24 protein-coding genes are annotated in these 25,523 nt (G+C 64.9%); 19 read left to right on the top strand and 5 right to left on the bottom strand.

What is annotated here, in order from left to right; genetic code table 11:
* Positions 1-10 precede the first annotated feature (10 nt).
* Together WJU21_RS15585 and WJU21_RS15580 are read left to right on the top strand one after the other, a co-directional pair.
* Positions 11-1,648, top strand: a complete 1,638-nt coding sequence (locus tag WJU21_RS15585; RefSeq protein ID WP_346324371.1) for an AMP-binding protein — start codon at positions 11-13, stop codon at positions 1,646-1,648.
* Entirely contained in the window at positions 1,645-2,979 is a 1,335-nt protein-coding gene (locus WJU21_RS15580; RefSeq protein WP_346324370.1) for an MFS transporter, read from the top strand. The genes WJU21_RS15585 and WJU21_RS15580 overlap by 4 nt, the downstream gene beginning before the upstream one ends.
* A gap of 40 nt (positions 2,980-3,019) precedes the next feature.
* Here the strand turns inward: WJU21_RS15580 and WJU21_RS15575 are convergent, their stop codons facing one another.
* Positions 3,020-4,981 (bottom strand): FAD-dependent oxidoreductase, encoded by a 1,962-nt coding sequence (locus WJU21_RS15575; protein ID WP_346324369.1) that lies wholly within the window; start codon positions 4,979-4,981, stop codon positions 3,020-3,022.
* A gap of 267 nt (positions 4,982-5,248) precedes the next feature.
* Here WJU21_RS15575 and WJU21_RS15570 point away from each other — a divergent pair, with 267 nt between their 5' ends.
* The 7 genes from WJU21_RS15570 (at position 5,249) to WJU21_RS15540 (ending at position 12,585) form a co-directional block, all read left to right on the top strand.
* The gene (locus tag WJU21_RS15570) at positions 5,249-6,130 is read left to right on the top strand and encodes an alpha/beta hydrolase (RefSeq protein WP_346324368.1); all 882 of its coding nucleotides are present in this window, start codon (positions 5,249-5,251) and stop codon (positions 6,128-6,130) included.
* 245 nt (positions 6,131-6,375) lie between these two features.
* Positions 6,376-8,289, top strand: coding sequence for a PAS domain S-box protein (locus WJU21_RS15565; RefSeq protein ID WP_346324461.1), 1,914 nt, complete (start codon positions 6,376-6,378; stop codon positions 8,287-8,289).
* 71 nt (positions 8,290-8,360) lie between these two features.
* Entirely contained in the window at positions 8,361-9,092 is a 732-nt protein-coding gene (locus WJU21_RS15560) for an ATP-binding cassette domain-containing protein (protein WP_346324460.1), read from the top strand.
* Between the two features lie 8 nt (positions 9,093-9,100).
* Positions 9,101-10,564, top strand: coding sequence for a glycine betaine ABC transporter substrate-binding protein (locus tag WJU21_RS15555; RefSeq protein WP_346324459.1), 1,464 nt, complete (start codon positions 9,101-9,103; stop codon positions 10,562-10,564).
* Between the two features lie 9 nt (positions 10,565-10,573).
* A complete protein-coding gene (locus WJU21_RS15550; protein WP_346324367.1) occupies positions 10,574-11,035 on the top strand; it encodes a PaaI family thioesterase in 462 nt (153 codons plus the stop codon).
* Entirely contained in the window at positions 11,035-11,466 is a 432-nt protein-coding gene (locus tag WJU21_RS15545) for a PaaI family thioesterase (protein ID WP_346324366.1), read from the top strand. Before WJU21_RS15550 ends, WJU21_RS15545 begins: the two co-directional genes overlap by 1 nt.
* Before the next feature lie 105 nt (positions 11,467-11,571).
* Entirely contained in the window at positions 11,572-12,585 is a 1,014-nt protein-coding gene (locus WJU21_RS15540; RefSeq protein ID WP_346324365.1) for an NADP-dependent oxidoreductase, read from the top strand.
* Positions 12,586-12,589: 4 nt separating this feature from the next.
* On the opposite strand, the gene WJU21_RS15535 is transcribed toward WJU21_RS15540, so the two are convergent.
* The 4 genes from WJU21_RS15535 to WJU21_RS15520 all read right to left on the bottom strand — a co-directional run bounded on the left by WJU21_RS15535 (position 12,590) and on the right by WJU21_RS15520 (position 17,147).
* Positions 12,590-13,090, bottom strand: coding sequence for a DnaJ domain-containing protein (locus WJU21_RS15535; RefSeq protein ID WP_346324364.1), 501 nt, complete (start codon positions 13,088-13,090; stop codon positions 12,590-12,592).
* Positions 13,091-13,156: 66 nt separating this feature from the next.
* Complete coding sequence (locus WJU21_RS15530; protein ID WP_346324363.1) at positions 13,157-14,575, bottom strand: hypothetical protein; 1,419 nt, start codon at positions 14,573-14,575, stop codon at positions 13,157-13,159.
* A gap of 90 nt (positions 14,576-14,665) precedes the next feature.
* The gene (locus WJU21_RS15525) at positions 14,666-16,270 is read right to left on the bottom strand and encodes a phosphoenolpyruvate carboxykinase (RefSeq protein WP_346324362.1); all 1,605 of its coding nucleotides are present in this window, start codon (positions 16,268-16,270) and stop codon (positions 14,666-14,668) included.
* A gap of 151 nt (positions 16,271-16,421) precedes the next feature.
* Positions 16,422-17,147 carry a DUF2470 domain-containing protein gene (locus WJU21_RS15520; RefSeq protein WP_346324361.1) on the bottom strand — a complete coding sequence of 242 codons (726 nt, stop codon included), beginning with the start codon at positions 17,145-17,147 and terminating at the stop codon, positions 16,422-16,424.
* Positions 17,148-17,272: 125 nt separating this feature from the next.
* Between WJU21_RS15520 and WJU21_RS15515 the strand changes: the two genes are divergently transcribed.
* From WJU21_RS15515 to WJU21_RS15470, 10 genes are all read left to right on the top strand, one after another.
* The gene (locus tag WJU21_RS15515) at positions 17,273-17,968 is read left to right on the top strand and encodes a response regulator transcription factor (protein ID WP_346324360.1); all 696 of its coding nucleotides are present in this window, start codon (positions 17,273-17,275) and stop codon (positions 17,966-17,968) included.
* 24 nt (positions 17,969-17,992) lie between these two features.
* Entirely contained in the window at positions 17,993-19,723 is a 1,731-nt protein-coding gene (locus WJU21_RS15510) for a stimulus-sensing domain-containing protein (protein ID WP_346324359.1), read from the top strand.
* Complete coding sequence (locus WJU21_RS15505) at positions 19,720-20,151, top strand: HPr kinase/phosphatase C-terminal domain-containing protein (RefSeq protein ID WP_346324358.1); 432 nt, start codon at positions 19,720-19,722, stop codon at positions 20,149-20,151. The genes WJU21_RS15510 and WJU21_RS15505 overlap by 4 nt, the downstream gene beginning before the upstream one ends.
* Positions 20,148-21,074 carry an RNase adapter RapZ gene (gene rapZ / locus WJU21_RS15500; protein WP_346324357.1) on the top strand — a complete coding sequence of 309 codons (927 nt, stop codon included), beginning with the start codon at positions 20,148-20,150 and terminating at the stop codon, positions 21,072-21,074. The genes WJU21_RS15505 and rapZ overlap by 4 nt, the downstream gene beginning before the upstream one ends.
* On the top strand, positions 21,075-21,479 hold the full coding sequence (locus WJU21_RS15495; protein ID WP_346324356.1) for a PTS sugar transporter subunit IIA: 405 nt from the start codon (positions 21,075-21,077) through the stop codon (positions 21,477-21,479).
* Positions 21,480-21,764 carry an HPr family phosphocarrier protein gene (locus tag WJU21_RS15490; protein ID WP_346324355.1) on the top strand — a complete coding sequence of 95 codons (285 nt, stop codon included), beginning with the start codon at positions 21,480-21,482 and terminating at the stop codon, positions 21,762-21,764.
* Positions 21,765-21,869: 105 nt separating this feature from the next.
* A complete protein-coding gene (gene ahcY / locus WJU21_RS15485) occupies positions 21,870-23,165 on the top strand; it encodes an adenosylhomocysteinase (protein ID WP_346324354.1) in 1,296 nt (431 codons plus the stop codon).
* 107 nt (positions 23,166-23,272) lie between these two features.
* Entirely contained in the window at positions 23,273-23,767 is a 495-nt protein-coding gene (tsaE, locus tag WJU21_RS15480) for a tRNA (adenosine(37)-N6)-threonylcarbamoyltransferase complex ATPase subunit type 1 TsaE (protein WP_346324353.1), read from the top strand.
* Positions 23,764-24,792 (top strand): phosphotransferase, encoded by a 1,029-nt coding sequence (locus tag WJU21_RS15475; RefSeq protein WP_346324352.1) that lies wholly within the window; start codon positions 23,764-23,766, stop codon positions 24,790-24,792. The genes tsaE and WJU21_RS15475 overlap by 4 nt, the downstream gene beginning before the upstream one ends.
* Entirely contained in the window at positions 24,792-25,523 is a 732-nt protein-coding gene (locus WJU21_RS15470) for a nucleotidyltransferase family protein (RefSeq protein WP_346324351.1), read from the top strand. The genes WJU21_RS15475 and WJU21_RS15470 overlap by 1 nt, the downstream gene beginning before the upstream one ends.

The following is a 25,523-nucleotide window of genomic DNA, read 5'->3' as shown; positions in this document are numbered from 1 at the left end:
GGGGACGGACATGAACCGACATCGCATCGAGGCGACCACTTTCGGCGACCTGCTGCTCAAGGCGGCCGACCGCTGGCCGGACAACGACGCCATCGTGTTCCCGGAAGGCCGCCGCACCTATCGCCAGGCCGTCGGCAAGGCCTACGAAATCGCCCGCTCGCTGATCGCTCTGGGCGTCCGGCCCGGCGAGCATGTGGGCATCCTGATGCCCAATTGCATGCCCTATGTGGACCTGATCCTGGGCTGCGCGCTGGCGGGAATCGTGGCGGTACCGATCAATGCCCGCTTCAAGGCCCATGAAATGGGTTATGTGATCGAGAACGCCGATCTGGTCGCCCTGTTCACCAGCGACCTGATCTCGGAATATGCCGACTTCGCCGCGGTGCTCGGCGAGGCGTTTCCAGACCTGAACGACCAGAACGATACGCGCCGACTGAACCTGAGCGGCGCGCCGCTGCTGTGGAGCATCATCATGTATGGCGGCGCGGCGCCTGCGGGCTTCATGGGCTGGCGCGACTTCGAGGCGCTGAAGGTTGGCGCTTCCGAGGATGACGTCGAGCACAGGCGTGTCGCCATTGCGCTGAAGGACCCGTGCATCATGATGTACACCTCCGGCACCACGGCCAATCCGAAGGGCTGCCCCATCACCCACGAGCATTTGGTGCGCAACGGCATCAATATGAACCGTGAGAAATATCTGATGGGCCCGGATGACCGCCTGTGGGACCCGCTGCCCCTGTTTCACATGTCGACCATCCTGCCCATGGCCGCCCTGTTCGATGCCGGCGGCACATTCATCACCACCACCCATTTCGAGGCGGGCGAAGCGCTGCGGCTGATCGAAGCAGAGAAGGCGACGGTCCTGTTCGCGGCGTTCCCGACCATCACTGCCGCGCTGGTCAATCATCCCGACTTCAAGGCGCGAAATCTCGGCAGCGTGAAACGCATCAACAATGTAGCGCCGCCCGACCTGATGCGGCAGTTCGCGGCCGCGTTCCCGCAGGCCAGCCAGACCGCCGCCTATGGCCTTACCGAAGTGTGCGGCGTCGTCGCCTTCGGCCACCCGGATGACAGCGAGGATCACCGCACCCGCGCTTGCGGCACCACGTTCTCCGGCATCGAGGTGCGCGTCACCGATCCCGAAACCGGCAAAGACGTCCCCCGCGGCGCGCGCGGCGAACTGGTGATCAAGGGCTACGCGGTGTTCGACGGCTATTACAAGGATCCGGTAAAGACCGCCGAAGCCTTTCGCGATGGATGGTTCCGGACCGGCGACCTGGGCATGGTCGACGATTCCGGCCAGATCTTCTTCCTCGGCCGGCTGAAGGACATGCTCAAGGTCGGCGGCGAGAACGTTGCCGCCGTCGAGATCGAATCCTTTATCTCCAACCATCCGGCGGTAAAGCTGGTGCAGGTTGTCGGGGTTCCCGACGATCGCCTGGCCGAAGTGCCTGCGGCCTTCATCGAACTTCGGCCGGGCGCCACTGTCACCGAGCAGGAAATCATCGATTTCTGCAAGGGCAGGATCGCCAGCTTCAAGGTGCCGCGACATGTGCGTTTCGTCACCGAATGGCCCATGTCCTCCACCAAGATCCAGAAATACCGGCTGAGGGATGAATTCGTGGCCAATCAGGCAGCCGCCGAGTGACGGCGCAATCAGGCGCCGCCGCTGAAGCCGCCTACCCGCCGATCTCCAAGGCATGGCAGGCTGTCGGCGTCCTCGCGATCGCGACGGTATTCGCATTCATCGACCGGCACCTGCTTTACATTCTCAGCGAGCCGGTCCGCGAGACGCTGGGCGTTACCGACACCCAGATCAGCCTGCTTCAGGGCATGGCTTTCGTCGTGTTCTATGCCCTGTTCGGCCTGCCCATCGGCCGGCTGGTCGACCGGCGGAACCGCCGGAATATCGTCATCGCGGGCGTTCTGGCCTGGAGCGTGATGACCCTGGCCTGCGGCATGGCGACGGATTTCTGGACCCTCTTCGCCGCCCGCGCGGGCGTCGGCATCGGCGAGGCCTGCCTCGCGCCCGCCGCGTTCTCGATGATCGCCGATTATTTCCCGCCGCGGCTGCGCGGCCGGGCCATGGCCTGCATCGTCATGTCGATCACCCTGGGCTCGGGCTGCTCGTACCTGATCGGCGCCGGCATGGCCAATCTGATTCCCGGCGCCGAGCAGGTCGATCTGCCGCTGCTGGGCGCCACCTATGGCTGGCAGCTCACTTTTTTCGCCGCCGCCCTGCCGGGCTTCGTGATCGCCCTGCTGCTGCTGTTCGTCGACGAACCGGCCCGGCGCGAGACCGTGCCGCATGTCGCGGCCGGTTCGTCGGTCGCCATGACCATCTGGAGCTATTCGCGCCGGCACCGGACGATCCTGGTCTGCCTGATGCTGGGCGCCGGCTTCGTGGCGCTGGTGTCCTACGCGGTCGTCGCCTGGATGACGGCGCTCTACGTCCGGTATTTTGGCTATTCGGTCGCCACCATCGGCACCACCCTGGGCCTGATCAACATCATCGCCGGTCTTCCCGGCGGCATGGTGGGCGGCTATCTTAGCGACTACTTCGCCACCCGTTCCGGCCGCGGCGGCAGGTACAATGTCATGGTGATCGGCATCGCGCTGGGAATCCCCGTGCTGGTCCTTTGGCCCCAGGTCGATTCGGCGATCGCCAGCCTGGTCTGCCTGGCCGCGCTGATGTTCATCCTGCCGCTCATCGTCGCCAGCATTCCCAGCACGCTGCAGGCCATCGTGCCCAACCAGTTCCGGGGACAGATGACCGCCGTGCTCTATCTGATCAACGGCGCTTTCGGGGTCGCGTTCGGGCCGCTGCTAATCGCACTGGGAACCGACTACCTGTTCACCGAAGGCGGTTTGCGGCAATCGCTGCTGGTGCTGCTGCCCGCCATGATGGCCATCGCCTGGCTCCTCATCTTGGTCGGTCGGTCGGGCTACGAGCGGGCGCGTCTCGAATTGCCGGAATAACGCCCCGCACGGCTACCCTGGCCGCGTGCAGCGCTGCGGGCTATATCGCCCGGGCGGCAAGGTTGGCCGTACGGAACGCCGCTGGCAGGAATGCCTGCTCGATGGCGTCCCCCACCACATGGACGGGAATTCCCAGCGCCTCGATCGCCTCGGCCAATGCATTGTTGGGCCGGTTGGGTGTCACCAGCACGACCGTTTCAGCCGGGACCGTCATGTCGGGCCAGCCTTCCAGCGAGCCGACCACGGCATTTTCCGCGCCGATATCCTTCAGATAGGCCCGGGATACCAGCCTGAAGCGCCCGTCCTTGTTGAGACGCTCCAGCGCAGGCACGGCGACACCGGGCACCGTCATTTTGGGTGCGAAGGTCTCCTTGGTGGTGACGAAGGTCACCGTCGCGCCTTTCTCCACCAGGAATTCGGCGGCGCCGATGCCCTCGTAGCCGCCCACGTCGTCGAGCACCAGCGCCGTGCCGCCGATCTGGTTGTGGCGGCCGGTCAACAATTGCGCGGTCGAAACCACATGGTCCTGCCTGACGCCGCCGACCTCCACATCGGGAACCGGCGACTGTTTCCCATCCATGCGGGGCACAGCGCCCGTCGCCAGGATCACCACATCCGGCCGCCGGGTCTCGATGAATGCCTTCTCGACCCAGGTATCGAGCAGGACGGTCACGCCGCGCCGTTCCATCTCGCCCTCCAGCCAGTCGACCACGTCGCCGATGCCGGCATGCCTGGGCGCCAGCCGCGCCACCTGGACCGTACCGCCGAGCCTGGGCCCCGCCTCGACCAACGTGACCCGGTGGCCGCGCTGCGCTGCGACTCGGGCCGCTTCCATGCCCGCCGGACCGCCGCCGACCACCATCACATCCTTTGTGGCCGGCGCGGGCGGCGGCGCCTCGTCCAGGGTCAGTTCCCGCCCTGCGGTCACGTTGACGGTACAGCCGATACGCCCCTGCATCAGGCCGCCGAGGCAGCCCTGGTTGCAGCCGATGCACGGTCTGATCTCGTGGCTGCGTCCTTCTAGCGTCTTGCGGACAATGTCCGGATCGGCGATGTGGGCGCGGGTCATCCCCACCATGTCGGCATCGCCGCGCGCGATGGCGTCATCCACGTCCTGCAATGTCCTGAACCGGCCCGTGACGAAGCGCGGGATGCGCCCCTTGGCCACTTGCGTCACCGGCACGCTCATATGCAGTTCGTAGCCGGTATCCTCGTGCATGGCGCCGATGATCTTGTGGCTGGCGCTGCCGGAGGCGCCATGCGAGACATCGAGAAAGTCGATCAGATCCTCCTGCAGGACCCGTGCGACGATGTCCTGGTGCTCCTCCACATTGAGCCAGCCCGGCGCGTTGTTCGGCCCTACCCGCAGACCCAGGGGATATTTCGGCCCGACCATGGCGCGCACGGCACGCAGCGTCTCCATCAGCAGCCGCATGCGGTTCTCGAAGCTGCCGCCATATTCATCGGTGCGGTGGTTGAATTTCTCGGAAATGAACTGCTGGAACAGGAAATTGTGGGCCGCATGGATCTCGACGCCGTCCAGCCCGCCCTCGAGGGCTCGTCGTGCCGCCTGGGCAAATGCATCGACCACTTCGGCGATTTCGTCCTTCGTCATCGAATGCGACGTCATGCCGGTCAGCGGATTGGCCAGAACCTCTGAAGCCGACCAGGGCTGCGCCCAGGGCGGACCCTGCAGAAAGCCCATGTGGTTGATTTGCGAGAACATCCGCATGCCGTGCGGCTTCACCGACTTCATCAGCTTCCGATAGCGCGGAATGATGTCGTCGCTCCAGGCGTGCATGGTCATGGGACCGGTCCTGTGCACGCTGGAGGCTTCGATCAGCGACAGTCCGACACCGCCCCGCGCCCGCGCCTCGTGGTAGGCGATCAGGTCGTCGGACAGGTCGGCGCCCAGATTGGTGCCGTGCGCCGTCCGGAGCACGCGGTTCTTGATTTCCACGCCGTTGATCACGAGTGGACTGAACACGTGTGCCAGTGCCATTTGCTTTCCCCTTGAAGTCTCCCCGCGCTGATCATGGTGCCCCGGGGTGCCTCCGTCAAACCTGACTTGCCCCGCTGAGGCCGGATGAAAAAACCAAATCTCTTTCATTGCATTCGGTTATGCACCATATGTTGAAGAGAGCGAGGGCAGAGAGTCGACCATTGGACCCGAAGCCGTTGTGAGAGTTCGAGTATTCTTGCCCGCCGGACCGGCGGGCTGGCCGGCGTCCTCCATATTCGTGACGTCCGCCGATGGGGCTGGCACGGATTGCAAAAGGGCACGCAATCGTCGATCTCGATCAAGGACAGCCTGCGCTATCTGCGTCGGCAGTTGCTGGTGTGCACGCCGCTCAACGTCCTGAACGCCTCGGTTCCCACCAATCGCATCGCCATCACCCGCAACATCGTCTACGGCCAGCACAAGCGCAAACGGCTGGACATTTATCGGCCATCGGACATTCCTGGCCCGCTGCCCGTGGTGGTGTTCTTCTACGGGGGCAAATGGACCATGGGCCACCGCGAGGATTACCTGTTCGCCGGCCAGGGCCTTGCCTCCATGGGCTACGTGGTGGTCGTGCCGGATTACCGCCTCTATCCCGAAGTACGCTTTCCGGCCTTCATGCACGATGCCGCCGCCGCCGTCGTCTGGGCGTCGCGATATGCCCAGGACTATCGCGGCGATCCGGACCGGATAGTCCTGCTCGGGCATTCGGCGGGCGCCTTCATGGCCGCCAAGCTGGCCTTCAACCTGGAATATCTGGGTCAGCGCGGCTACGACGCCCGCAAGCTGCGTGGCCTGGTCGGGCTGTCGGGGCCCTACGATTTCCTGCCCATGCTGAAAAAGGACCACGAGTTGGGCCAGATCTTCCGGAGCCACATCGATTCCGAGTTGAGTCAGCCGATCACATTCGCCCATGCCGAGGCGCCGCCGACCCTCTTGCTGAGCGGCGAGAATGACCCCATCGTCTGGCCGGTGAACTCGGAGAACCTGCAGGCCCGGCTCACCGAACTCGGTGTGCACGCCGAGTACAAGAGCTATCCCAACATCAGCCATGCCGGCACGGTGCTGGCGCTGGCGCACATGTTCCGCTGGCGCGCCGGGGTTGCCGAGGACGTGAATCGCTTCATCGACAAGGTCGCCCGCGGCTGAGCCGGAGCACAGTGGACCGTGAACACCATGACACCACATACAGCACGGATCGTCCCGCCGCCAAGTTGACGCACCTTTATTACTAAGGCAGTGATAATAAATACGTTTTTTGCCTCTAAAAAATACCCGGAATTTCGGACCACCTTTTGCATTTGCAATTAGTCGGCGGCATCAATTAGGCATTGCCCTGTACGCCAGCGCGCATTCATATTGGGACACTGGCGAGGGGTTCTTTTTTGACCGACATGATTACAGGATCAAGGCAATTGGCGCGCGCCATGGCGGACATGGCCTGGACCGCGATGGCCGATGGCTCGATCGACTTCGTCAACGACAAGGCCAAGGCCTATAGCGGCAGCTCGGCGGCCAGCCCCGGCGATATGCTCGACGCTGTTCATCCGGATGACCGCGCAACCATGCTCGAGGGCTGGGCGGCGGCTTTCCGGCATGGCGAGGCCTTCGAGATCGAGGTGCGCGGGCGCCGTCACGACAGTATGTATCGCTGGTGCCGCATCAGGATTATTCCGGTGCTTGGCAAGGACGGCGCCGTCGACCATTGGTTCGGCACCTCGACCGACGTTCACGAATCGCATGAATCGCTGCAAGCCCTGCGCCTGGCCCAGCAGCACAGTGAAACGCTGCTCGTCAAACTCCAGCGCATCCTTGATCACTCCGTCGATGCGATCTGTAGCTTTACGGCGGACGGGACCTGCGTCGAGATGAGTGCGCGCTGCAGGGACATCTGGGGCTATGAGCCCGACGAACTGATCGGCCGCCATTTTGGCGACCTGATCCATCCCGATGACAGGGAGAACTCGCGCCAACATAACATGGCAATCCGGGAGGGGCAGCAGGTCACCACCATGCTGCAGCGGCATTTTCGGAAAAATGGCGGGCTGGTATACATCCAGTGGTCTTCGGTGTGGTCTGCCGATGACCATCTGTTCTTCAACATCGCCCGCGACGTGACGGCGCAGATCGAGGCGGAAACCCGTCTGCGGCAGGCGCAGCGCCTTGAGACGCTGGGACAACTGACCGGCGGCGTGGCGCACGATTTCAACAACCTGCTGACGGTCATCCTGGGCAATGCCGAGTTTCTCGCGGAACAACTCCCCCCGGACGGCGACCTGCATCAGATGGCAATCGCCATGCAGGATGCCGCCGAGCGCGGTTCGGCGCTCAATCGCCGGTTGCTCGCCTTCGCCAGGCGGCAGGCGCTGGAGCCGCGGGTGTCCGATATCAACGCGCTCATGGGCTCCATGGATCATCTGTTGCGCCGGACTCTGGGCGAACAGGTCGAGATTGAAATGGTTCGCGCCGGCGGGTTGTGGCGCGGCTTCGTCGATGCGGGCCAGCTGGAATCCGCCGTCCTCAACCTGTGCCTCAATGCCCGCGACGCCATGCCCGGCGGAGGACGCCTGACCATCGAAACCGCCAACGCCTATCTGGACGGCACCTATGCCGCCAGCCACGAGGACGTAACGCCGGGCCAATATGTGATGATCGCCGTTTCTGACACCGGAGACGGTATGCCGCCGGATGTGGTCAGCCGTGCTTTCGAGCCGTTCTTTACCACCAAGGATGTGGGCAAGGGCAGCGGCCTTGGCCTGTCCATGGTCTACGGCTTCGTCAAACAGTCTGGCGGGCACATCAAGATATATTCCGAGCTTGGCCAGGGCACGGTCATACGGCTCTACCTGCCCCGCACCCGCGACGCCGACCACAGCACAGACGCGTCCGCGTCCCGCGCTGCTTCGCCAAGCGGGACGGACAAGATACTCCTGGTCGAGGACGATGATCTGGTCCGCGTTCATGTGGAGAAGCAATTGCTGGGACTGGGGTATAGCGTCGTCGCGGTGTCCAGCGGGCCGCAGGCGCTTGAGGTGCTCCGGAACGTGGCGGATTTCGACCTTCTGTTCACCGACGTGGTCATGCCAGGCGGTATGAACGGCCAGCAGCTCGCCGCCGAGGCCCGGCGCCTGCAACCGCGCCTGCCGGTGCTGTTCAGCTCTGGGTACACCGAAAATGCCATTATCCACCACGGCCGGCTCGACCCGGGCGTGCACCTGCTCAACAAACCCTATCGGCGTGAGGAAATGGCCCGCAAGGTCCGCGAGGTGCTTGGCCTGGCCCGAGAGAGCGCGCCCCAGGAAACCTAGCCCTGCCGGATATGGGCCGCACGCAGCATGATTTCGTGACCGCACCGCCTGCGGCGTCCTACACTTCGCCCATGCTGGAATTACGGAATGCGGCGAAACGGTTTGGCGAGGCGCAGGCGGTCAGGCCGTTGTCGCTGGCGATTCCGGAAGGCCTCACCACAGTGCTGATCGGCCCCAGCGGCTGCGGCAAGTCGACGCTTTTGCGCATGCTGATCGGACTGGCGCCGCCTGATACGGGCGAGGTCCTGTTCGAGGGCGCGCCGCTTGCCGGCCAGATCGCCGCGGCCCGGCGGTGCACCGGCTATGTCATCCAGGATGGCGGCTTGTTCCCTCATCTTACGGCACGCGAGAACATTTGCCTGATGCCGGCGCATCTCGGCTGGACCGTGCAGGCGCAGGCGGACCGGGTCGATACGCTGACCGCCCTTACCCGCTTTCCCGCCGAGCGCCTCGATGCCTTTCCCGGCGAGTTGTCCGGCGGCCAGCGGCAACGGGTCGCCATCATGCGGGCTCTGGCGCTCGATCCCGATGTGCTGCTGCTCGACGAGCCGCTCGGCGCGCTCGACCCGCTGATCCGCCGCGGCCTGCAGGACGACCTGCGCGACATCTTCCGCGCCCTGTCCAAGACCATCGTATTGGTGACCCACGACATGCATGAAGCCGCGTTCTTCGGAGACCGGATCGTGCTGATGCGCGGCGGCGCGATCGTGCAGCAGGGCGGCATCGACGACCTGCTGGAGCGCCCCGCCGACCCGTTCGTCACCGAGTTCGTTCGCGCCCAACGCAGCGAGCTGCCGCTGTGAGCCGCCTGATGCTGATGCTGATGCTGCTCGTCTGGCCGGCCCAGTCCTGGGCCGTGACCGTGGGCTCCAAGGCATTCACCGAAGGCGTCATTTTGGGCGAGATCCTGACCGGAGCCCTGCGGGATGCAGGGATCGACGCCGCGCACCGCACAGGGCTGGGCGGCACGCGCATCGTCTACGAAGCGCTGAAGGGCGGCGATATCGACGCCTATGTGGATTACACCGGCACGATCTCGGGCGAAATCGTCGCGGGACGCGATGCATCCACCGCCGAGGCCATGCGCGCCGCTTTGCGCGAAGACGGCATCGGCATGACCGGTTCGCTGGGTTTCGAGAACACCTATGCCATCGCCATGCGCGCCGACCGCGCCCAGTCGCTGGGCATCGCGGCGCTCTCCGACCTGCGCGCGCATCCCGGCCTGAAGCTGGTGTTCAGCAACGAGTTCCTCGACAGGAAGGATGGCTGGCCGCTGCTGCGCGGCCGTTACCGCCTGCCGCAGTCCGATGTGCGCGGCATGGAGCACGAACTGGCCTACCGGGCACTGGGCTCGGATGCCATCCACGCCACCGACGTTTACACCACCGACGCCAATATCCCCGCCTACGGGCTGACAGTACTGCGCGACGACCTGGCGGTGTTTCCCGAGTACCAGGCCGTCGTCCTCTACCGGCTGGACCTGCCGGCTGGCGCCATCGCCGCACTCAGGCAGCTTGAGGGACGGATCGACGTGGCTCGGATGCAGTCCATGAACGCCGACGTCACGCTGCGCGGCAAGACCGAGCGATCGGTCGCCGCCGCCTTTCTCCAGCCGGGCGCGCCCCCCTCGCCCGACGCTGCCGGCTTCTGGCGCCGTCTCGTACGGACCACCGGCGCGCATCTGACCCTGGTGGGGCTCTCGCTGGGCGCCGCCATCCTGGTGGCGGTGCCGCTGGGTATTCTGGCCTATCGGCGCCCGCGCGCCGGACAGGTCATTCTGGCCGTGGCAGGTGTTGCCCAGACCATCCCGTCGCTGGCGCTGTTCGTGTTCATGATCCCGTTGGTCGGCATCGGCGGGCCGCCGGCGCTGATCGCCCTGTTCCTCTACAGCCTGCTGCCGATCGTCCGGAACACCCATGCGGGCCTGCACGGGATCCCTGCGTCGCTGCGGGAGTCGGCCGAGGCGCTGGGCCTGCCCAGGGGGGTGATCCTGCGACGCATCGAGCTGCCGCTGGCGACCCGGTCGATCATGGCCGGAATCAAGATCGCGGCGGTGATCAATGTGGGCACCGCAACCCTGGGCGCGCTGATCGGCGCCGGCGGCTATGGCCAGCCGATCCTGACCGGCATTCGACTCGCCGACACCGGCATGATCCTGGAGGGCGCGGTGCCCGCCGCACTGCTGGCGCTGGCGACGCAGGGCCTGTTCGAGTTGCTCGAACGCAGGCTCGTCCCCCGGGGATTGCGCTTGCCGCCCCGGGCAACCGATGCATAATCCGCGCCCATGACCGACGACGACCGATTCCAGCGCATGATCCAGAGCCAGAAATTTCTGGACCGCATTCCGCATATGCATGCGCTGGGCCTGGAACTGGTCGAGTTCGCACCCGGCAAGGTGACGGTCCGCCTGCCCTATAACCGGGCGCTGATCGGCAACCCGGATACGGGCGTGCTGGCGGGCGGCGCCATCTCGGCCACCCTGGACAATGTCTGCGGCTCGGCGGTGGTGGCACGGACCGCCAAGCCGGCGGCCTTCGCCACCCTGGACCTGCGCATCGACTACATGCGGCCGGCCGAGCCGGACCGCGACGTGCTGGCCTTCGCCGAGTGCTACAGGGTGACACGCCAGATCGCCTTCGTACGCGGCTTCGCCTACCAGGACGATCCCGCGAAACCCATCGCCAACGCCACGGCCACCTTCATGTTCACCGGCCGGGGCGAGCTGGCCCAGGCGAAGGACGCCTGATGGCCTTTCTCGATACCTTCCGGCTGATGCGCGACGCCAACGACTTTTCCGGCCTGCAGGATGCCGTGCCCTATGCCAGGTTCCTCGGCATCGGCGCGGCGGTAGAGGACGGCCGCATCATCACCACCATGACCTATGCCGACGCGTTGATCGGCAATACGGCGCTGCCGGCGCTGCATGGCGGCACCATCGCGGCGCTGCTGGAGTTGGCAGCCCTGTTCCAGATCGCCCACGAGATCGAGACCGAGGCGATGCCCAAGACCATCACCATCACCATCGACTACATGCGCTCGGGCGCGGCACGGGACACCTATGCCCGCGCCCAGGCCACCCGCATCGGCCGCCGGGTCGCCAATGTCCGCGCCGAAGCCTGGCAGGACGATCCGGCCAGGCCCATCGCCGCCGCCAACGTCAATTTCATGCTGTCCTAGCCTGACAGAGCGGCAACCGGCTCAAGCCGCGCGGCCCTATCGCGCACGGCGCGCATGGGCTAAAAAATGGCATCAATGATTCAGAACACTGAACGGGGATGCCACATGTCTGAAAATAAAGTCGTGCGCTTCATCAAGCGGCCGGAAGGCTTTGTCGACGAGAGCAGCTTCGCCTTCGAGACCGCGCCAATGCCGGTGCCGGGCGAGGGCCAGATATTGCTGCGCAACTTCTATCACTCGCTCGACCCGTATATGCGGCCGCGCATGACCGAGATGGATAGCTATGTGCCAGCATTCGAGATCGGCCAGATCATGGATGGCGGCGGCATGGGCGTGGTCGTCGAGTCGCGCCACCCGGACTACAAGGCCGGCGACGTGGTGATGGGCATGCTGCAATGGGCCGAGTATCAGGCGACCGATGTCGGCGGTTTCATGCGCAAGATCGAGCCGGGCGTGGCGCCGTGGAAGGATTATCTTGGCGTGCTCGGCGGCGCATCGCTGACCGCCTATGTGGGCATGAAGATGATCGGCGAGCCGAAGCCGGGCGAGACGCTGTATGTATCGGCGGCGTCAGGCGCGGTGGGCTCGATCGCCGCGCAAATGGGCAAGATCATGGGCTGCCGCGTGGTCGGCTCGGCCGGCACCGACGACAAGGTGGCGTGGCTGAAGGACGAGCTGGGGCTGGACGCGGCGTTCAACCACCGGACGGTGGCGTCGATGGATGCGGCCATCGCCGAGCATTGCCCGGAAGGCATCGACATCGACTTCGAGAATGTGGGCGGCGCGACCCTGCAGGCAGTGCTCGATCACATCAACCATCACGGCCGCATCATCATGTGCGGCACCATTTCGGAATACAGCGAGCCGGGCCCGGGCCTCAAACGCATCTTCCGCATCGTCAATCACAAGGTGCGGATGCAGGGCTTCATCGTCTCGGACCATTTCGACATGATGCCGGACTTCACCGCCGACATGGCCGGCTGGCTGGCCGAAGGCAAGATCAAGTACCGCGAGACCATCGTCGAAGGCATCGAGAACATGCCGAAGGCGCTGGTTGGACTGTTCCGCGGCGAGAACTTCGGCAAGCTGATCTCGAAGGTCGGCCACGAGCCGAACTGAGGGTTCAGACCTTCAGGATTTCATAGGCCGCGATCACGCTCTTGAAGCGCTCTGCTGCCTCGTCGTCGCCGAGATTGGCGTCGGGGTGGTGCTTCTTGGCCAGATCGCGGAAGGCGGCCTTGATCTCGGCGGCGTCGGCGGCGCCGTCGAGGCCGAGCACGTCAAGCGCGGCGTTGCGCTCGCGCTCTTCCTTGGTCACGCCGCTGGAGGTGTCGCGCCAGGTGCCGGCGTCACGGAAGCCGCGGGACTTTTTCATCTCCTCGCGCACGGCGCGCTCGGCTTCTTCCTGGGTCAGGCCCTTGAAGTAGTTCCAGTTGCGGTTGTAGGCGCCGGCATGTTCCTGGCAGAACCAGAACCTGTCACTGGAATCGCGGAATTTGGGCGCGGGACAATCGCCGGCTTCGTTGCAGCCGTCCCAGTCGCACATGCGGACGGACACGGCGTCCTGCCCCGTATTGCCGTATCCGCCCCAGCGCGGAAAACCCCAACTTTTCGATCGCGTCATTCTAATCCCGACTCACAGGCTGTCGATTCTACCATGAAGTCGTGATGGCAGCGGTGCGCGGCAAGCTCAAATTGGCCCACCGGGTTCGGGCACGTCCTGCCACGCCGGCCCGGAATCCGCCGGCGACTCCGGCGATGTTCGCGGCGGCGCGGCCTGAGCCGGCGGATCGTCGACCGGCGCGGACGGCGTCTCGTCATCGACCTCCAGGGGCTCGGGCGCTTCCCACTCCTCGGCAGGCAACAGGGTGGCGCGGGCATTCGATTCGATCAGCAGGCCCTGCGTCTCGGCTCCGGTCCTGGCGCGGTCGGACAACTGGCCGGCGACCACCACGCCCCGCCATTGGATCTGCGGCGCCCGGTATGCGGCCAGCGCGGCCGTGGTCGTGGCGAACCATTCGGTCCAGTGGATGCGGTCCGCCGGCATTGCCATGGCGAGACCGCCATCCGCGGTGACCATGGCCAAATTGGCGTCGATCTCCTCGAACCGAACGATCGGGCGCACCGTCGCATGATAGGTCCGCATCATCTCGACCGACCGCTGCATCAGCAGCGCGGCCAGGTCTGAATCCACCTGTCCCGCGCGGCGGATCACCGCCTGCCGGTTCATCACGCCCGACATGCTCTCGAGCGCCATGGTGATGATCGTCTCGTGTCGCGGCGTGAAATAGTCGTTGTCCATGAAAGCGGCGATTTCCCGGTCTTCCGCCCACATATCCGTGAGCGCCTGGCGGTTGCGCATGCGCAAATCCTCGGGCGTCATGTCGCGCAGGATCTGGTTCGCCTGCCGGGTGTACTGGACGGCGCTGAGAGCCTTGCCGGCGGCGGCCGGCAGCGAGACCGGAATCATTGCTCCCTTGAACGCGAGCCCGCCGGCGAAGCTGGCATAGGAGACGTCGTTGATCTCCTTCTGCAGCGTGACATTGGCCGAATAGACGTCGATGCCCAGCTTGTAGGCCACCTTGCGCTTCAGCGCCGAATAGCCCAGCAATTCGGCCGGATAACTGTCTTCCTTGTCGCCCCGGCTGCCGGACGCCATCTCGCCCACCCGCTTGCCGAACTTCCACAGCGCCACGGGCACGCCCTTGACCGTCTCGACCGGCGCCTCGATCAGCGCCTTGACGCCCTTGTAGGGGCTCTTGGCCGCCGACGCGAAACCCGACGCGAAGGCCTTGGTGCTTCTGATCTTGCGCAACTGGGCGATGGCGCGGGTCTCGGCAATGTACTTTTCCAGCAGGTCCTGGGTCACGACGTCGTAACCGCCATAGATGGTCGACAACATGTAGCGGTTCGAGAAGCCCTGCGCGGTAACCTCGCCGATGACCTCGAACGCCTCGCCCTTCTGCAGTTCAGGTGGCAGAATCTGCGACGGCAGGAAGGTCATGGGCGGCTCGTACCCATCGGCGCGCGCCAGGCGAGGAAGCAGCCCAAGCATCGGAATGGCCGCCACCGCCGTCAGCAATGTCCTGCGTTTCAACTCTGACCTCATGGGGCCTCTTATAGGGACAGCGTCTCGTCGACGCCAAAGGAAACGGCGGGCCTGGGCCCGCCGTTCCATCGACCGGTCATGAATTGGAGGTCAGGCCGCCTTTGGCGCCGCCGCCCGGATCTTCTCATCCACATAGTCCTCGAACTTGGCGAAGTTCTGGATGAACAGGTCGACCAGGTGACGCGCCTTGGCGTCGTAGGCCGCCTTGTCCGCCCAGGTGGCGCGCGGGCTGAGGATATCGTCCGGCACGCCGGCGCAGGCGACCGGCACCTCGAAGCCGAAATTCGGATCGACGACCATGGCCGCATTCTTCAGCGAGCCGTCCAGCGCGGCGTTCAGCAGGGCGCGGGTAACCTTGATAGGCATGCGGTTGCCGGTGCCGAACTCGCCGCCGGTCCAGCCGGTGTTGACCAGCCAGCAATCGACCTGGTGGTTGGCGATCTTGTCCTTCAGCAGGTTGCCGTAGACCGACGGGTGGCGCGGCATGAACGGTGCGCCGAAGCATGTCGAAAACGTCGCCTGCGGCTCGTTGCCCAGGCCCTTCTCGGTACCGGCGACCTTGGCCGTGTAGCCCGACAGGAAATGGTACATGGCCTGCTCGGGCGACAGCTTGGCGATCGGCGGCATGACGCCGAACGCGTCGCAGGTCAGCATGATGATATTCTTCGGGTGGCCGGCGACGCCGGTATCCGAGGCGTTCGGAATATAGGACAGCGGATAGGCGCCGCGGCTGTTCTCGGCCAGCGTGTCGTCGTCCAGGTCCAGCTCGCGGGTCGCCGGGTCCATCACCACGTTCTCCAGCACCGTGCCGAAACGGCGGGTGGTGGCGTAGATCTCGGGCTCGGCCTCGGCCGACAGTCGGATCATCTTGGCGTAGCAGCCGCCCTCGATGTTGAACAGCGAACTGTTGCTCCAGCCGTGTTCGTCATCGCCGATCAGGGTGCGCTTGGGATCGGCCGACAGGGTGGTCTTGCCGGTGCCCGACAGACCGAAGAAGACCGCCGCGTCGCCCGCCTCGCCCACATTGGCCGAGCAATGCATGGACATGACGTCCTTGCCGGGCAGGATGTAGTTGAGGATCGAGAACACCGACTTCTTCATCTCGCCGGCATAGGAGGTGCCGCAGATCAGCACCACGCCGCGGGTGAAGTCGAGCGCGATCGCGGTCTCGGAGCGGGTTCCGTGACGGGCCGGGTCCGCCTTGAACTCGGGGGCGTGCAGGATGGTGAAGCCGGGCGCGAAGCCGGCAAGGTCTTCGGTCTTCGGCTCGATCAGCAGGTGGCGCAGGAACAGATTGTGCCAGGCACGCTCGTTCACCACGCGAACCTTCAGCCGGTAGGCCGGATCGGCGCCGGCATAGAGGTCGGCGACGAACAGTTCCTGGTTGCCCAGATACTCGGTGATATCCTTCTCGAGCAGGGCAAAGGCGGCGGGGGACATCTCGGCGTTGTTGGCCCACCAGATATTGGCTTCCGAGCCAGGCTCGCGGACGATGTACTTGTCCTTGGCGGAGCGGCCGGTGTGCTGACCGGTCTCGACGACGAGCGCGCCGCCGGCCGAAACTTTGCCTTCACCGCGTTGGACCGCTTCCTCGAACAGGATCGCCGAGTCCAAATTCCAGTTCACCGGGCGCTGGGGCCTGATGCCGTGCTTGTCCAAACCGAAGTTACCGACACGGGGGTTCGTGGTGCCCACGGCCTATCTCCCAGTACTGTCATGACGAGTGGTGGATGCGTCGAACGCCGCTTTCAAAGGTCCGCCCCAATTCGCGCTTGGGTATAGCCACAGACATGTTTGACTGGCAACGACAGAATTTACCGTATTGTGACACGCGCCTACAAAGCCCTCATGAGGTGGACGCAACACGCGCGCGCTTGACCAGATCGACCAGCGCCGTCCTCGCCTCCTGACTAGACCCAACGAACGTGTCGAAAGTGAGACGCAGCCGCCGGGTTCCGTCGGCGATATCAAAGCCTTCCGGATCGATGCCGGTCATCCGCCAGTCTCCCGGCGACGCACCTTTCAGCACCGTCGCATAAAGCGAGATGGCGTCGGCATGATCCTCGTTCATGTGCGAAACGATGCCCGATTCGGCTTCCGCGAGTGCCGTCCACGCCGCGTCTGGCAGCAACAGCGCCGCCCCGTCGATCCATGCGATTCGGCCGAATCCCGAGACCAGATGAGCCTTCTCGACCGCGAGCCGCCACAGGCCGAAATCGGCGAAACCGGCATAGGTCGCGGCGCTGCTGTGCTGCGCAACGAAGCGGTCAGCCAGCGCTGCGGCTTCGATCGGCCGCATCGTGCCGACGAGCGTCACGCGCGGCCCGTCGAGCGTGCCGCCCGAGCCGTCGACCAGCAGACTTGCCGAGGGTGCCCGGCGCAGGTTCATGGTATGCTGGGCAAGGTCGGAGATCAGCGTCACCGGGGCGCCGCCTCCATCGCAGACGAACTCGACAAGGGACACATAGGGCGTGCCGTCTTCCATGAGCGTTCCCAGCGCGCCGCGGCCTGTGCGACGGATCAGGAACCTTGCCGCTTCAGCCGCGTTAGAGGTAGCCGGTTCCGTCAGCATCAGCGGGGTACTGCCCTTATGTGGTCACGATTGATTGCGAAGGTTGCAAATTCGCGCATAACGTCAAGATTCAACACATCCGGCAACTGGGCTGTTCGAGCCGCCGTTCGAACTGGGGAATAGCAATGGCGACAATCGCACTGGTAGACGACGACCGCAACATCCTCACATCCGTCGGCATGGCGCTGGAGGCCGAGGGTTTGGCGGTGCGTACCTATTCGGATGGGACATCGGCCCTGGCCGCGCTGACCGCCCAGCCCGCCGACCTGGCGGTGCTGGACGTCAAGATGCCGCGCATGGACGGCATGGAACTGCTGCAGAAGCTGCGCCGGGTAACCGACATGCCGGTGATCTTCCTGACGTCGAAGGACGAGGAGATCGACGAGGTGCTGGGCCTCAAGCTGGGCGCCGACGATTATATCCGCAAGCCGTTCTCGCAGCGGCTGCTGATCGAGCGCATCCGCGCCATCCTGCGCCGCGCCGAAGGGCGTGCCGCGTCCCCGGCCAGTGACAAGGTGATGGTGCGCGGGAAACTCGTGATGGACCCGGGCCGCCACAGCTGCACCTGGGACGAGCAAGCGGTTACCCTCACGGTTACCGAGTTCCTGATCCTGCAGGCTCTGGCGACGCGTCCAGGCCATGTCAAGACGCGCGACCAATTGATGGACGCCGCCTATGACGATCAGGTCTATGTGGACGATCGCACCATCGACAGCCACATCAAGCGTCTGCGCAAGAAGTTCCGCGAGGTCGATGACAACTTCTCCGGCATCGAGACGCTGTACGGCATCGGCTATCGCTACGCCGAGGAGAAGATCTGAGCCGGGGTGTCGCGGAGCCGCGCGGTGAATGTCCGCAAATTTTTCGGGGGGCGGGACAACCGCCCCTCTGATCCCGCGTCGGCCTATTACCGCCTGCCCTTCTCCGGACTCACCGGCCGCATCCTGATCCTCAACGTCATCGGCCTTGCCGTCCTTGTCGGCGGCATTCTCTATGTCAACCAGTACCGCACCGGCCTGATCGAGACCCGATTGACGGCAATGCGCAGCCAGGCCGAGATGCTGGCCGGCGCGCTCGCAGAAACCGTCGAGAGCGAAACCGAAACCGGGGAACTGAAAAAGGAACGCGCGGCCGCCTTGCTGCGCCGCCTTTCGGCCGACCGCTCGGACCGGGTCCGGCTGTTCGAGACCGACGGCACGCTCGCCCTCGACACCCGCAAGCTCAACCCGTCGACCTCGGTGGTCACCATTCCGCTGCCACCGCCGGGCCAGCGCGAACAGGTCAGCATGCTGCAGGCGCTGTGGGCGAAGTTTCGCGCCTTCTCGATCCGCACCCTGTCGTCCGACCCGCAATATCCGCTTTATGAAGAGCGCTACGATCAAACTGCCGCCGACTATCCGGAGGTGCTGAAGGCGCTGACCGGCGAGTTCGACGAGATGGTCCGCACCAAACCGGATCGGTCGCTGGTGCTGTCGGTCGCGGTGCCCGTCGCGCATTTCCGCCATGTGCTCGGCGCCCTGCTGGTGTCGGTCGAAACCACCGAGATCGAGGAGGTCGTACGCCAGGAGCGGCTTGCCATCCTCGAGATATTCCTGGTTGCGCTGTCCGTCACCATGCTGCTGTCGATCCTGCTGGCCGGGACGATCGCCCGGCCGGTGCAGCGGCTGGCGGCATTTGCCCATACGGTGCGCCAGGGCCGCGGCAGGCAGGCCATCGTGCCCGACTTCTCGCGGCGCCATGACGAGGTGGGCGACCTGTCACGTGCGCTGCGCGACATGACGCTGGCGCTCTATCACCGTATCGACACGATCGAGGGCTTCGCGGCGGACGTCGCCCACGAGGTCAAGAATCCGCTGACGTCACTGCGCAGCGCCGTCGAGACCATGGAGCGGACGCAGAATCCTGACCACAAAGCCAAGCTGATGACGATCATCAAGCATGACATCGACCGGCTCACCAGACTGATCAGCGATATTTCCAACGCCTCGCGGCTCGACGCCGAACTGCTGCGCGCCGACATGCAGGAAATCGATGTGCCGTCGATGATGCGCGAGATCATCGGCGTCTTTGCGGCCCACGACGACAAGGTCATCGCGGGCACGAGCAAAAGGCGTCCGCGTATCGTGCTGGATGTGGAAGGCTACAATCTGGTGGTATATGGAATTGAGAGCCACCTTGGACAGGTAATGCGCAACCTTATCGACAATGCCATATCGTTCAGTCCGCCCGGCGGCGTGATTACCATCAGCGTGCGCCGGAACCGTGACACCGTGTTCATCTCGGTCGACGACGAAGGGCCTGGCATTCCCGACGAACGGCTCGACGAAATCTTCGAGCGGTTCTATTCCGAACGTCCGGAGGAGGAAGGCTTCGGCAGCCATTCGGGCCTGGGTCTCAACATTTCGCGCCAGATCATCACCGTGCATGACGGCGCAATCCGTGCCGAGAACCGCTATGGCCCCGAAGGCGAGGTCGGGCCGCCGCTGGGCGCGCGGTTCACCATCACTCTGCCCGCCGTCGGCCCGCCGCAGAAGGCGCCCAAGCCGTCCGACCGATCCTCGACAGAGATATCATGAGCACGATTCACGCGACCTGTGTCGATATCGACGGCCTCGGCGTGCTGTTGCGCGGCCCGTCCGGTTCGGGCAAGTCCGACCTGGCGTTGCGGCTGATCGATTCCGGCGCGCAGCTTGTCGCCGACGATTACACGGTGGTGACGCTTCGCGGCGACCGGCTGATCGCCACCGCGCCGCAGAGCATCAAGGGCATGCTGGAGGTCCGCGGCGTCGGCATCCTGCCCATGCCGGTGAAACCAAGGGCAGTGATCGCCATGGTGGTCGACCTGATAACCGAAGGCGAGATCGAGCGGCTGCCCGATCCCGACGCCACAATCATCGACGGCGCGACCGTACCGCGGATCCAGGTGGCGCCGTTCGAGGTATCGGCGGCTGCCAAGGTCAGGCTTGCGGCGAGAAAATACGCGCCGCAAGATACCGAGACATGAGCGCCGAGCCGGCACGGACCCGTATTGTCTTGGTGACCGGCCTGTCGGGCGCCGGCCGCAGTTCTGCGCTCAAGGCGCTGGAAGACCTGGGCTATGAGGCGGTCGACAACGTGCCCTTCTCGCTGGTGCCTAACCTTGTTCAGCCCGCCGGCAACGATCCGGCCGACGCCGACATCGGCGCCGTGGCCGTCGGCATCGATTGCCGGACACGCTTGTTTTCCGCCGAGCGGCTCGAGCGCCTGATGGCGACATTGCGCGCCCGCGATGATCTCGAGGCCACGCTGATCTTTCTCGACGCCAGCGACCGGGTGCTGAACAGCCGCTTCACCGAGACGAGACGGCGGCATCCCATGGCCATGGACCAGCCCGTCCAGGAAGGCATCGACCAGGAACGCGCCATGCTGGCGCCGGTCCGGCAATTCGCCGACGTGCTGGTCGACACGTCGGACCTGAGCAGCCACGACCTGCGCCGGATAATCCGCAAGCAGTTCGATCTGGAAACGCCCCACGGAATCGCCATCACCGTGACCTCGTTCTCGTTTCCACGCGGGCTGCCGCGCGACGCCGATACGGTGCTGGACGTCCGCTTCCTGCGTAATCCGCACTATGTACCCGAACTGAGACCCCTGTCCGGCCGCGACGCCGGAGTCGCGGACTATATCCGCCAGGACGCCGAATTCGAGGGCTTCTTCACCCGCATGAGCGACCTGATCCTGGGCCTGCTGCCCAGCTATGCACGCGAAGGAAAAGCCTACCTGACCATAGCCTTCGGCTGCACCGGCGGCCGGCACCGTTCCGTCTTCATTGCCGAATGCCTCAGCAGCCTATTGCGTGACAAGGGCTTCGGCGTTACCACCGTGCACCGCGATGCCGACGTGGAGTTCTCGGGATCGTCGCCGTCTCGTCGTCAGGATAGCGATTAAATGATCGGGTTGGTTCTCGTTACCCATGGCCGTCTGGCCGAGGAATTCGTCGCCGCCATGGAGCATGTGGTGGGACCGCAGCAGCAGGTCGAGGCGATCTCCATCGGACCCGACGACGACATGGAGCGCCGCCGCAAGGACATACTGGATGCGGTCGCCGCGGCGGATTCGGGCCAGGGCGTCGTCCTGCTCACCGACATGTTCGGCGGTACGCCGTCCAACCTTGCCATCTCGATCATGGACAAGGCCAAGGTCGAGGTTATCGCCGGCATCAACCTGCCCATGCTGATCAAGCTTGCCAGCGTCCGCAATTCCAGCACGCTTGAGGACGCGGTTGCGTTCGCCCAGGAATCCGGGCGAAAATACATCAACGTCGCGTCCAAGCTGCTGACGGGTAAGGACTGAGTGCCGGGGGAAGCGCCTCACAGGACTGTAACGATCACCAACCGACGCGGGCTGCACGCCCGCGCGTCGGCGAAGTTCGTCAATGTGGCCTCCCAGTTCGACGCAATTGTCCACGTGACCGGCCCCAATGACGGCGAGAAGGTTGTCGGCACCTCGATCATGGGATTGATGATGCTGGCCGCCGGCCCCGGCTCCCACATCTGTATCGAGGCCAGCGGCCCGCAGGCGCAGGAAGTCGTTAACGCGTTGGCAACGTTGGTAGAAGACAAGTTTGACGAGGATTGATCGCGCCCTCGAAATTAAGATAGAAATATATAAAGATATCTTTATACTTGCCGCCGCGCCGGGCCTCGTCTGGTCCACTCCCCGTGTTATGATGGCAGGATACCGATGAACGCGTTTTCCGATTTCAAAGTCGCCGATATGTCGCTGGCGCCCTGGGGCCGCCGCGAAATCACCATTGCCGAGACCGAAATGCCGGGCCTGATGGCGCTGCGCGACGAATATGGCGCCAGCCAGCCGCTGGCGGGTGCGCGGATCGCCGGCTGCCTGCACATGACCATCCAGACCGCCGTGCTGATCGAGACGCTGACGGCGCTGGGCGCCGAGATTCGCTGGAGCTCGTGCAACATCTTCTCGACCCAGGACCAGGCTGCCGCGGCCATCGCCGCCGCCGGCGTACCGGTGTTCGCGTGGAAGGGCCTGACCGAGCCTGAATTCGACTGGTGCATCGAACAGACCATCCTGGGTCCGGATGGCTGGCGCCCGAACATGATCCTCGATGACGGCGGCGACCTGACCGCCATGATGATCAACAAATATCCCGAGCTGATGGGGGAAGTGCGCGGCATCTCGGAAGAAACCACGACGGGCGTGCTGCGGCTGTACCAGCTTGAGAAGCAGGGCGGGCTGCCGGTGCCGTGCATCAACGTCAACGATTCCGTCACCAAGTCCAAGTTCGACAACCTGTATGGCTGCCGCGAGAGCCTGATCGACGGCATCAAGCGCGCCACCGACGTGATGCTGGCCGGCAAGGTCGCCGTGGTCGCCGGTTACGGCGACGTGGGCAAGGGCTGCGCCGCCAGCCTGCGCGGCCAGGGCGCCCGTGTACTGATCACCGAGATCGACCCGATCTGCGCGCTGCAGGCGGCCATGGAAGGCTATCAGGTCGTGACCATGGACGAAGCCGCTGCGTATGGCGACATCTTCGTCACCGCCACCGGCAACATCGACATCATCACGCTCGACCACATGCATGCCATGAAGGACCGGGCGATCGTGTGCAACATCGGCCATTTCGACAGCGAGATCCAGGTCGCGCGGCTGCACAATTATTCGTGGCAGGAAGTGAAGCCGCAGGTGGACGAGATCGAGTTCCCCGACGGCAAGCGCATCATCCTGCTGGCCAAGGGCCGGCTGGTCAATCTGGGCTGCGGCACCGGCCATCCCAGCTTCGTCATGAGCACCTCGTTCACCAATCAGGTGATCGCCCAGATCGAGCTGTGGCAGAACCACGAAAACTACGAGAAGAAGGTCTATGTGCTGCCCAAGCACCTGGACGAAAAGGTCGCCCGCCTGCATCTGGCGCGCCTCAACGTCAAACTGACCGAACTGAAGCCCGAGCAGGCGTCGTATATCGGCGTCACGCCCAACGGGCCGTACAAGGCCGACCAATACCGCTACTGAGTTTTCCGGCATCCCGGAACAGAAGCCCCCGCCTCACGGCGGGGGTTGTCATTTTGGGTTCCATCCTCAATAACCTCGTCATCCCCGCGTGCGCGGGAATGACGGCATTGGGTTTATTGGAAACCTGCGGCACCATGATCCGCCTTGACCTCCCCGACATAGACACCACCGCCCGGATCGCGCGCAGCCTCGCGCCATTGCTCCGGACCGGCGACGTCATCGCGCTCGAGGGCGACCTGGGCGCAGGCAAGACCGCGTTCGCGCGGTTCCTGATCCAGGCGCTGGGCGTCGAGGACGAGGTGCCGAGCCCCACCTTCACGCTGGTGCAGACCTATGCGGTCGAAGGCCGGGACTTCGACGCGGTCTGGCATTTCGACCTCTACCGGATCGAGCATCCGGACGAGATCGAGGAGCTGGGCATGGACGAAGCGTTCGATACCGGCGTGACCCTGATCGAGTGGCCGGCGCGCATGGGCGACGAATTACCGGCCGACAGGCTTTCCATCGGGCTGGGATTGGTGGAGGATCGGCGCAGCATGACCCTGTCCGGCGGCCCGTCATGGACCGGACGCCTGCTGCAGATCGGAGAGTTGCCAGTTTGAGCCGTGAAGCCGAGATCGACGCGTTCCTGGGAAGAGTCTGGAAACCGGGCGCGCCGTGGCGGCCGCTGGCGGCCGATGCCTCGTTCCGCCGCTACTTCCGGGTAGACGGCGAGCCGCCGGCAGTGCTGATGGACGCGCCGCCCGACAAGGAGGACGTGCGCCCCTTCATGGCCATCGGCGAATACCTGGTCGAGAGCGGCTTCAGCGCGCCGCGCCTGATCGCCGCCGACATCGCCGAAGGCTTCCTTTTGCTGGAGGATCTTGGCGACGACACCTTCACCCGGATGATTGCCCGCGATTCCGGGCTGGAGCGGGCGCTGTACGAAAGCGCCGTCGACGTGCTGGTCGATCTGCACCGCATCGCACCGCCGCAATATCTGCCGGTACGGGGCGCGGCACCCTTCGAGTTGCCGCTATATGACGACGACGCACTGACCCGCGAGGTGCTGCTGTTCACGGACTGGTACCTGCCCACCCGGACCGGCCAACCGACGCCGCCCGACGCCGGCGCGGAATTCGAGGCGCTGTGGCGGTCGGTGTTTCCGCTGGTGCGCTCGGGCGCCGAGACGCTGGTGCTGCTGGATTATCACGCCGACAACCTGATGGCGCTGCCCGGCCGCCATGGCGCCGGCGCCGTTGGCCTGCTGGACTTCCAGGACGGCAGGATCGGCCCGGCCGCCTACGACCTGGTCTCGCTGTTGCAGGATTGCCGCCGCAACGTGCCGCATGCGCTGGAAGAGGCCATGCTGGATCGCTATCTGGCAGCCCGGCCCGAAGTGGACCGGGAGGCATTCATGACCGCCTACTGGGTGCTGGGCGCCCAGCGCAACACCAAGATCATCGGCATCTTCACCCGGCTGTGGAAGCGCGACGGCAAGCCGCGCTATCCGGCGATGATTCCGAATCTCTGGACCCTGCTCGAGCGCGGCCTGGAGCATCCGGAACTGGACGACATGAAACTGTGGTTCGACGCCTATTGCGCCGCCGACCAGCGCCGGCTGGCGCTGCCGGGAGAGGCGGCATAATGCCGGTGCCGCAACGGGCCATGGTGATGGCTGCAGGCCTCGGCCTGCGCATGCGGCCGCTGACCGATGACAAACCCAAGGCGCTGGTCGAGGTGGGCGGCAAGACCCTGCTCGACTGGGCGCTCGATGCCCTCGCCCAGGCTGAAGTGCCCGAGGCGGTGGTGAACCATCATTATCTGGGTGGGCAGGTGATCGACCATCTGGCCCAGCGCGCGGCCATGCCGCGCATTACCCTGTCCGACGAGACTGATCGGCTGCTCGAGACCGGCGGCGGCGTGGTGAAGGCGCTGCCGTTGCTGGGCGATGCGCCGTTCTATGTGATCAACGCCGACGTGGTCTGGACCGACGGACACGAGGACACATTGCGGCGCATGGCCGCCGCCTGGGATCCGGCGCGCATGGATGCGCTGCTGCTGCTTGCACCCAAGACCCGCGCCATCGGCTTCGACGGGGCCGGCGACTTCTTCATGGCCGCGGACGGACAGCTTCGCCGGCGCGCACCGGCGCCGGAATCGCCCTGGATCTACGGCGGCGTCCAGATCGTTTCGCCGCGCCTGTTCCGCGAGCCGCCGGTGGGACCGTTCTCGACCAATATCGTCTGGGACAGGGCCCGGGAAGAGGGCCGCCTGTTCGGCATCGAGCACGACGGCTGGTGGCTGCATATCGGCAACCCCGACGGCCGCGACAAGGCGGAAGAATTCCTGCGCGAGCTTTGCCATAGTGAGGCATGA

The sequence above is a fragment of the Emcibacter sp. SYSU 3D8 genome (assembly GCF_039655875.1).
Taxonomy (GTDB): domain Bacteria; phylum Pseudomonadota; class Alphaproteobacteria; order SMXS01; family SMXS01; genus RI-34.
The sequence above is the reverse complement of the archived record's forward strand: the minus strand, read 5'-3'. Positions and strand labels throughout refer to the sequence as shown.

Coding starts and splice junctions, on each gene's coding strand:
- WJU21_RS15585 (WP_346324371.1), top strand. CDS start 11: ATGAACCGACATCGCATCGAGGCGACCACTTTCGGCGACCTGCTGCTC.
- WJU21_RS15575 (WP_346324369.1), bottom strand. CDS start 4,981: ATGGCACTGGCACACGTGTTCAGTCCACTCGTGATCAACGGCGTGGAA.
- WJU21_RS15565 (WP_346324461.1), top strand. CDS start 6,376: ATGATTACAGGATCAAGGCAATTGGCGCGCGCCATGGCGGACATGGCC.
- WJU21_RS15560 (WP_346324460.1), top strand. CDS start 8,361: ATGCTGGAATTACGGAATGCGGCGAAACGGTTTGGCGAGGCGCAGGCG.
- WJU21_RS15555 (WP_346324459.1), top strand. CDS start 9,101: ATGCTGATGCTGATGCTGCTCGTCTGGCCGGCCCAGTCCTGGGCCGTG.
- WJU21_RS15550 (WP_346324367.1), top strand. CDS start 10,574: ATGACCGACGACGACCGATTCCAGCGCATGATCCAGAGCCAGAAATTT.
- WJU21_RS15545 (WP_346324366.1), top strand. CDS start 11,035: ATGGCCTTTCTCGATACCTTCCGGCTGATGCGCGACGCCAACGACTTT.
- WJU21_RS15540 (WP_346324365.1), top strand. CDS start 11,572: ATGTCTGAAAATAAAGTCGTGCGCTTCATCAAGCGGCCGGAAGGCTTT.
- WJU21_RS15535 (WP_346324364.1), bottom strand. CDS start 13,090: ATGACGCGATCGAAAAGTTGGGGTTTTCCGCGCTGGGGCGGATACGGC.
- WJU21_RS15530 (WP_346324363.1), bottom strand. CDS start 14,575: ATGAGGTCAGAGTTGAAACGCAGGACATTGCTGACGGCGGTGGCGGCC.
- WJU21_RS15520 (WP_346324361.1), bottom strand. CDS start 17,147: ATGCTGACGGAACCGGCTACCTCTAACGCGGCTGAAGCGGCAAGGTTC.
- WJU21_RS15515 (WP_346324360.1), top strand. CDS start 17,273: ATGGCGACAATCGCACTGGTAGACGACGACCGCAACATCCTCACATCC.
- WJU21_RS15505 (WP_346324358.1), top strand. CDS start 19,720: ATGAGCACGATTCACGCGACCTGTGTCGATATCGACGGCCTCGGCGTG.
- rapZ (WP_346324357.1), top strand. CDS start 20,148: ATGAGCGCCGAGCCGGCACGGACCCGTATTGTCTTGGTGACCGGCCTG.
- WJU21_RS15495 (WP_346324356.1), top strand. CDS start 21,075: ATGATCGGGTTGGTTCTCGTTACCCATGGCCGTCTGGCCGAGGAATTC.
- ahcY (WP_346324354.1), top strand. CDS start 21,870: ATGAACGCGTTTTCCGATTTCAAAGTCGCCGATATGTCGCTGGCGCCC.
- WJU21_RS15470 (WP_346324351.1), top strand. CDS start 24,792: ATGCCGGTGCCGCAACGGGCCATGGTGATGGCTGCAGGCCTCGGCCTG.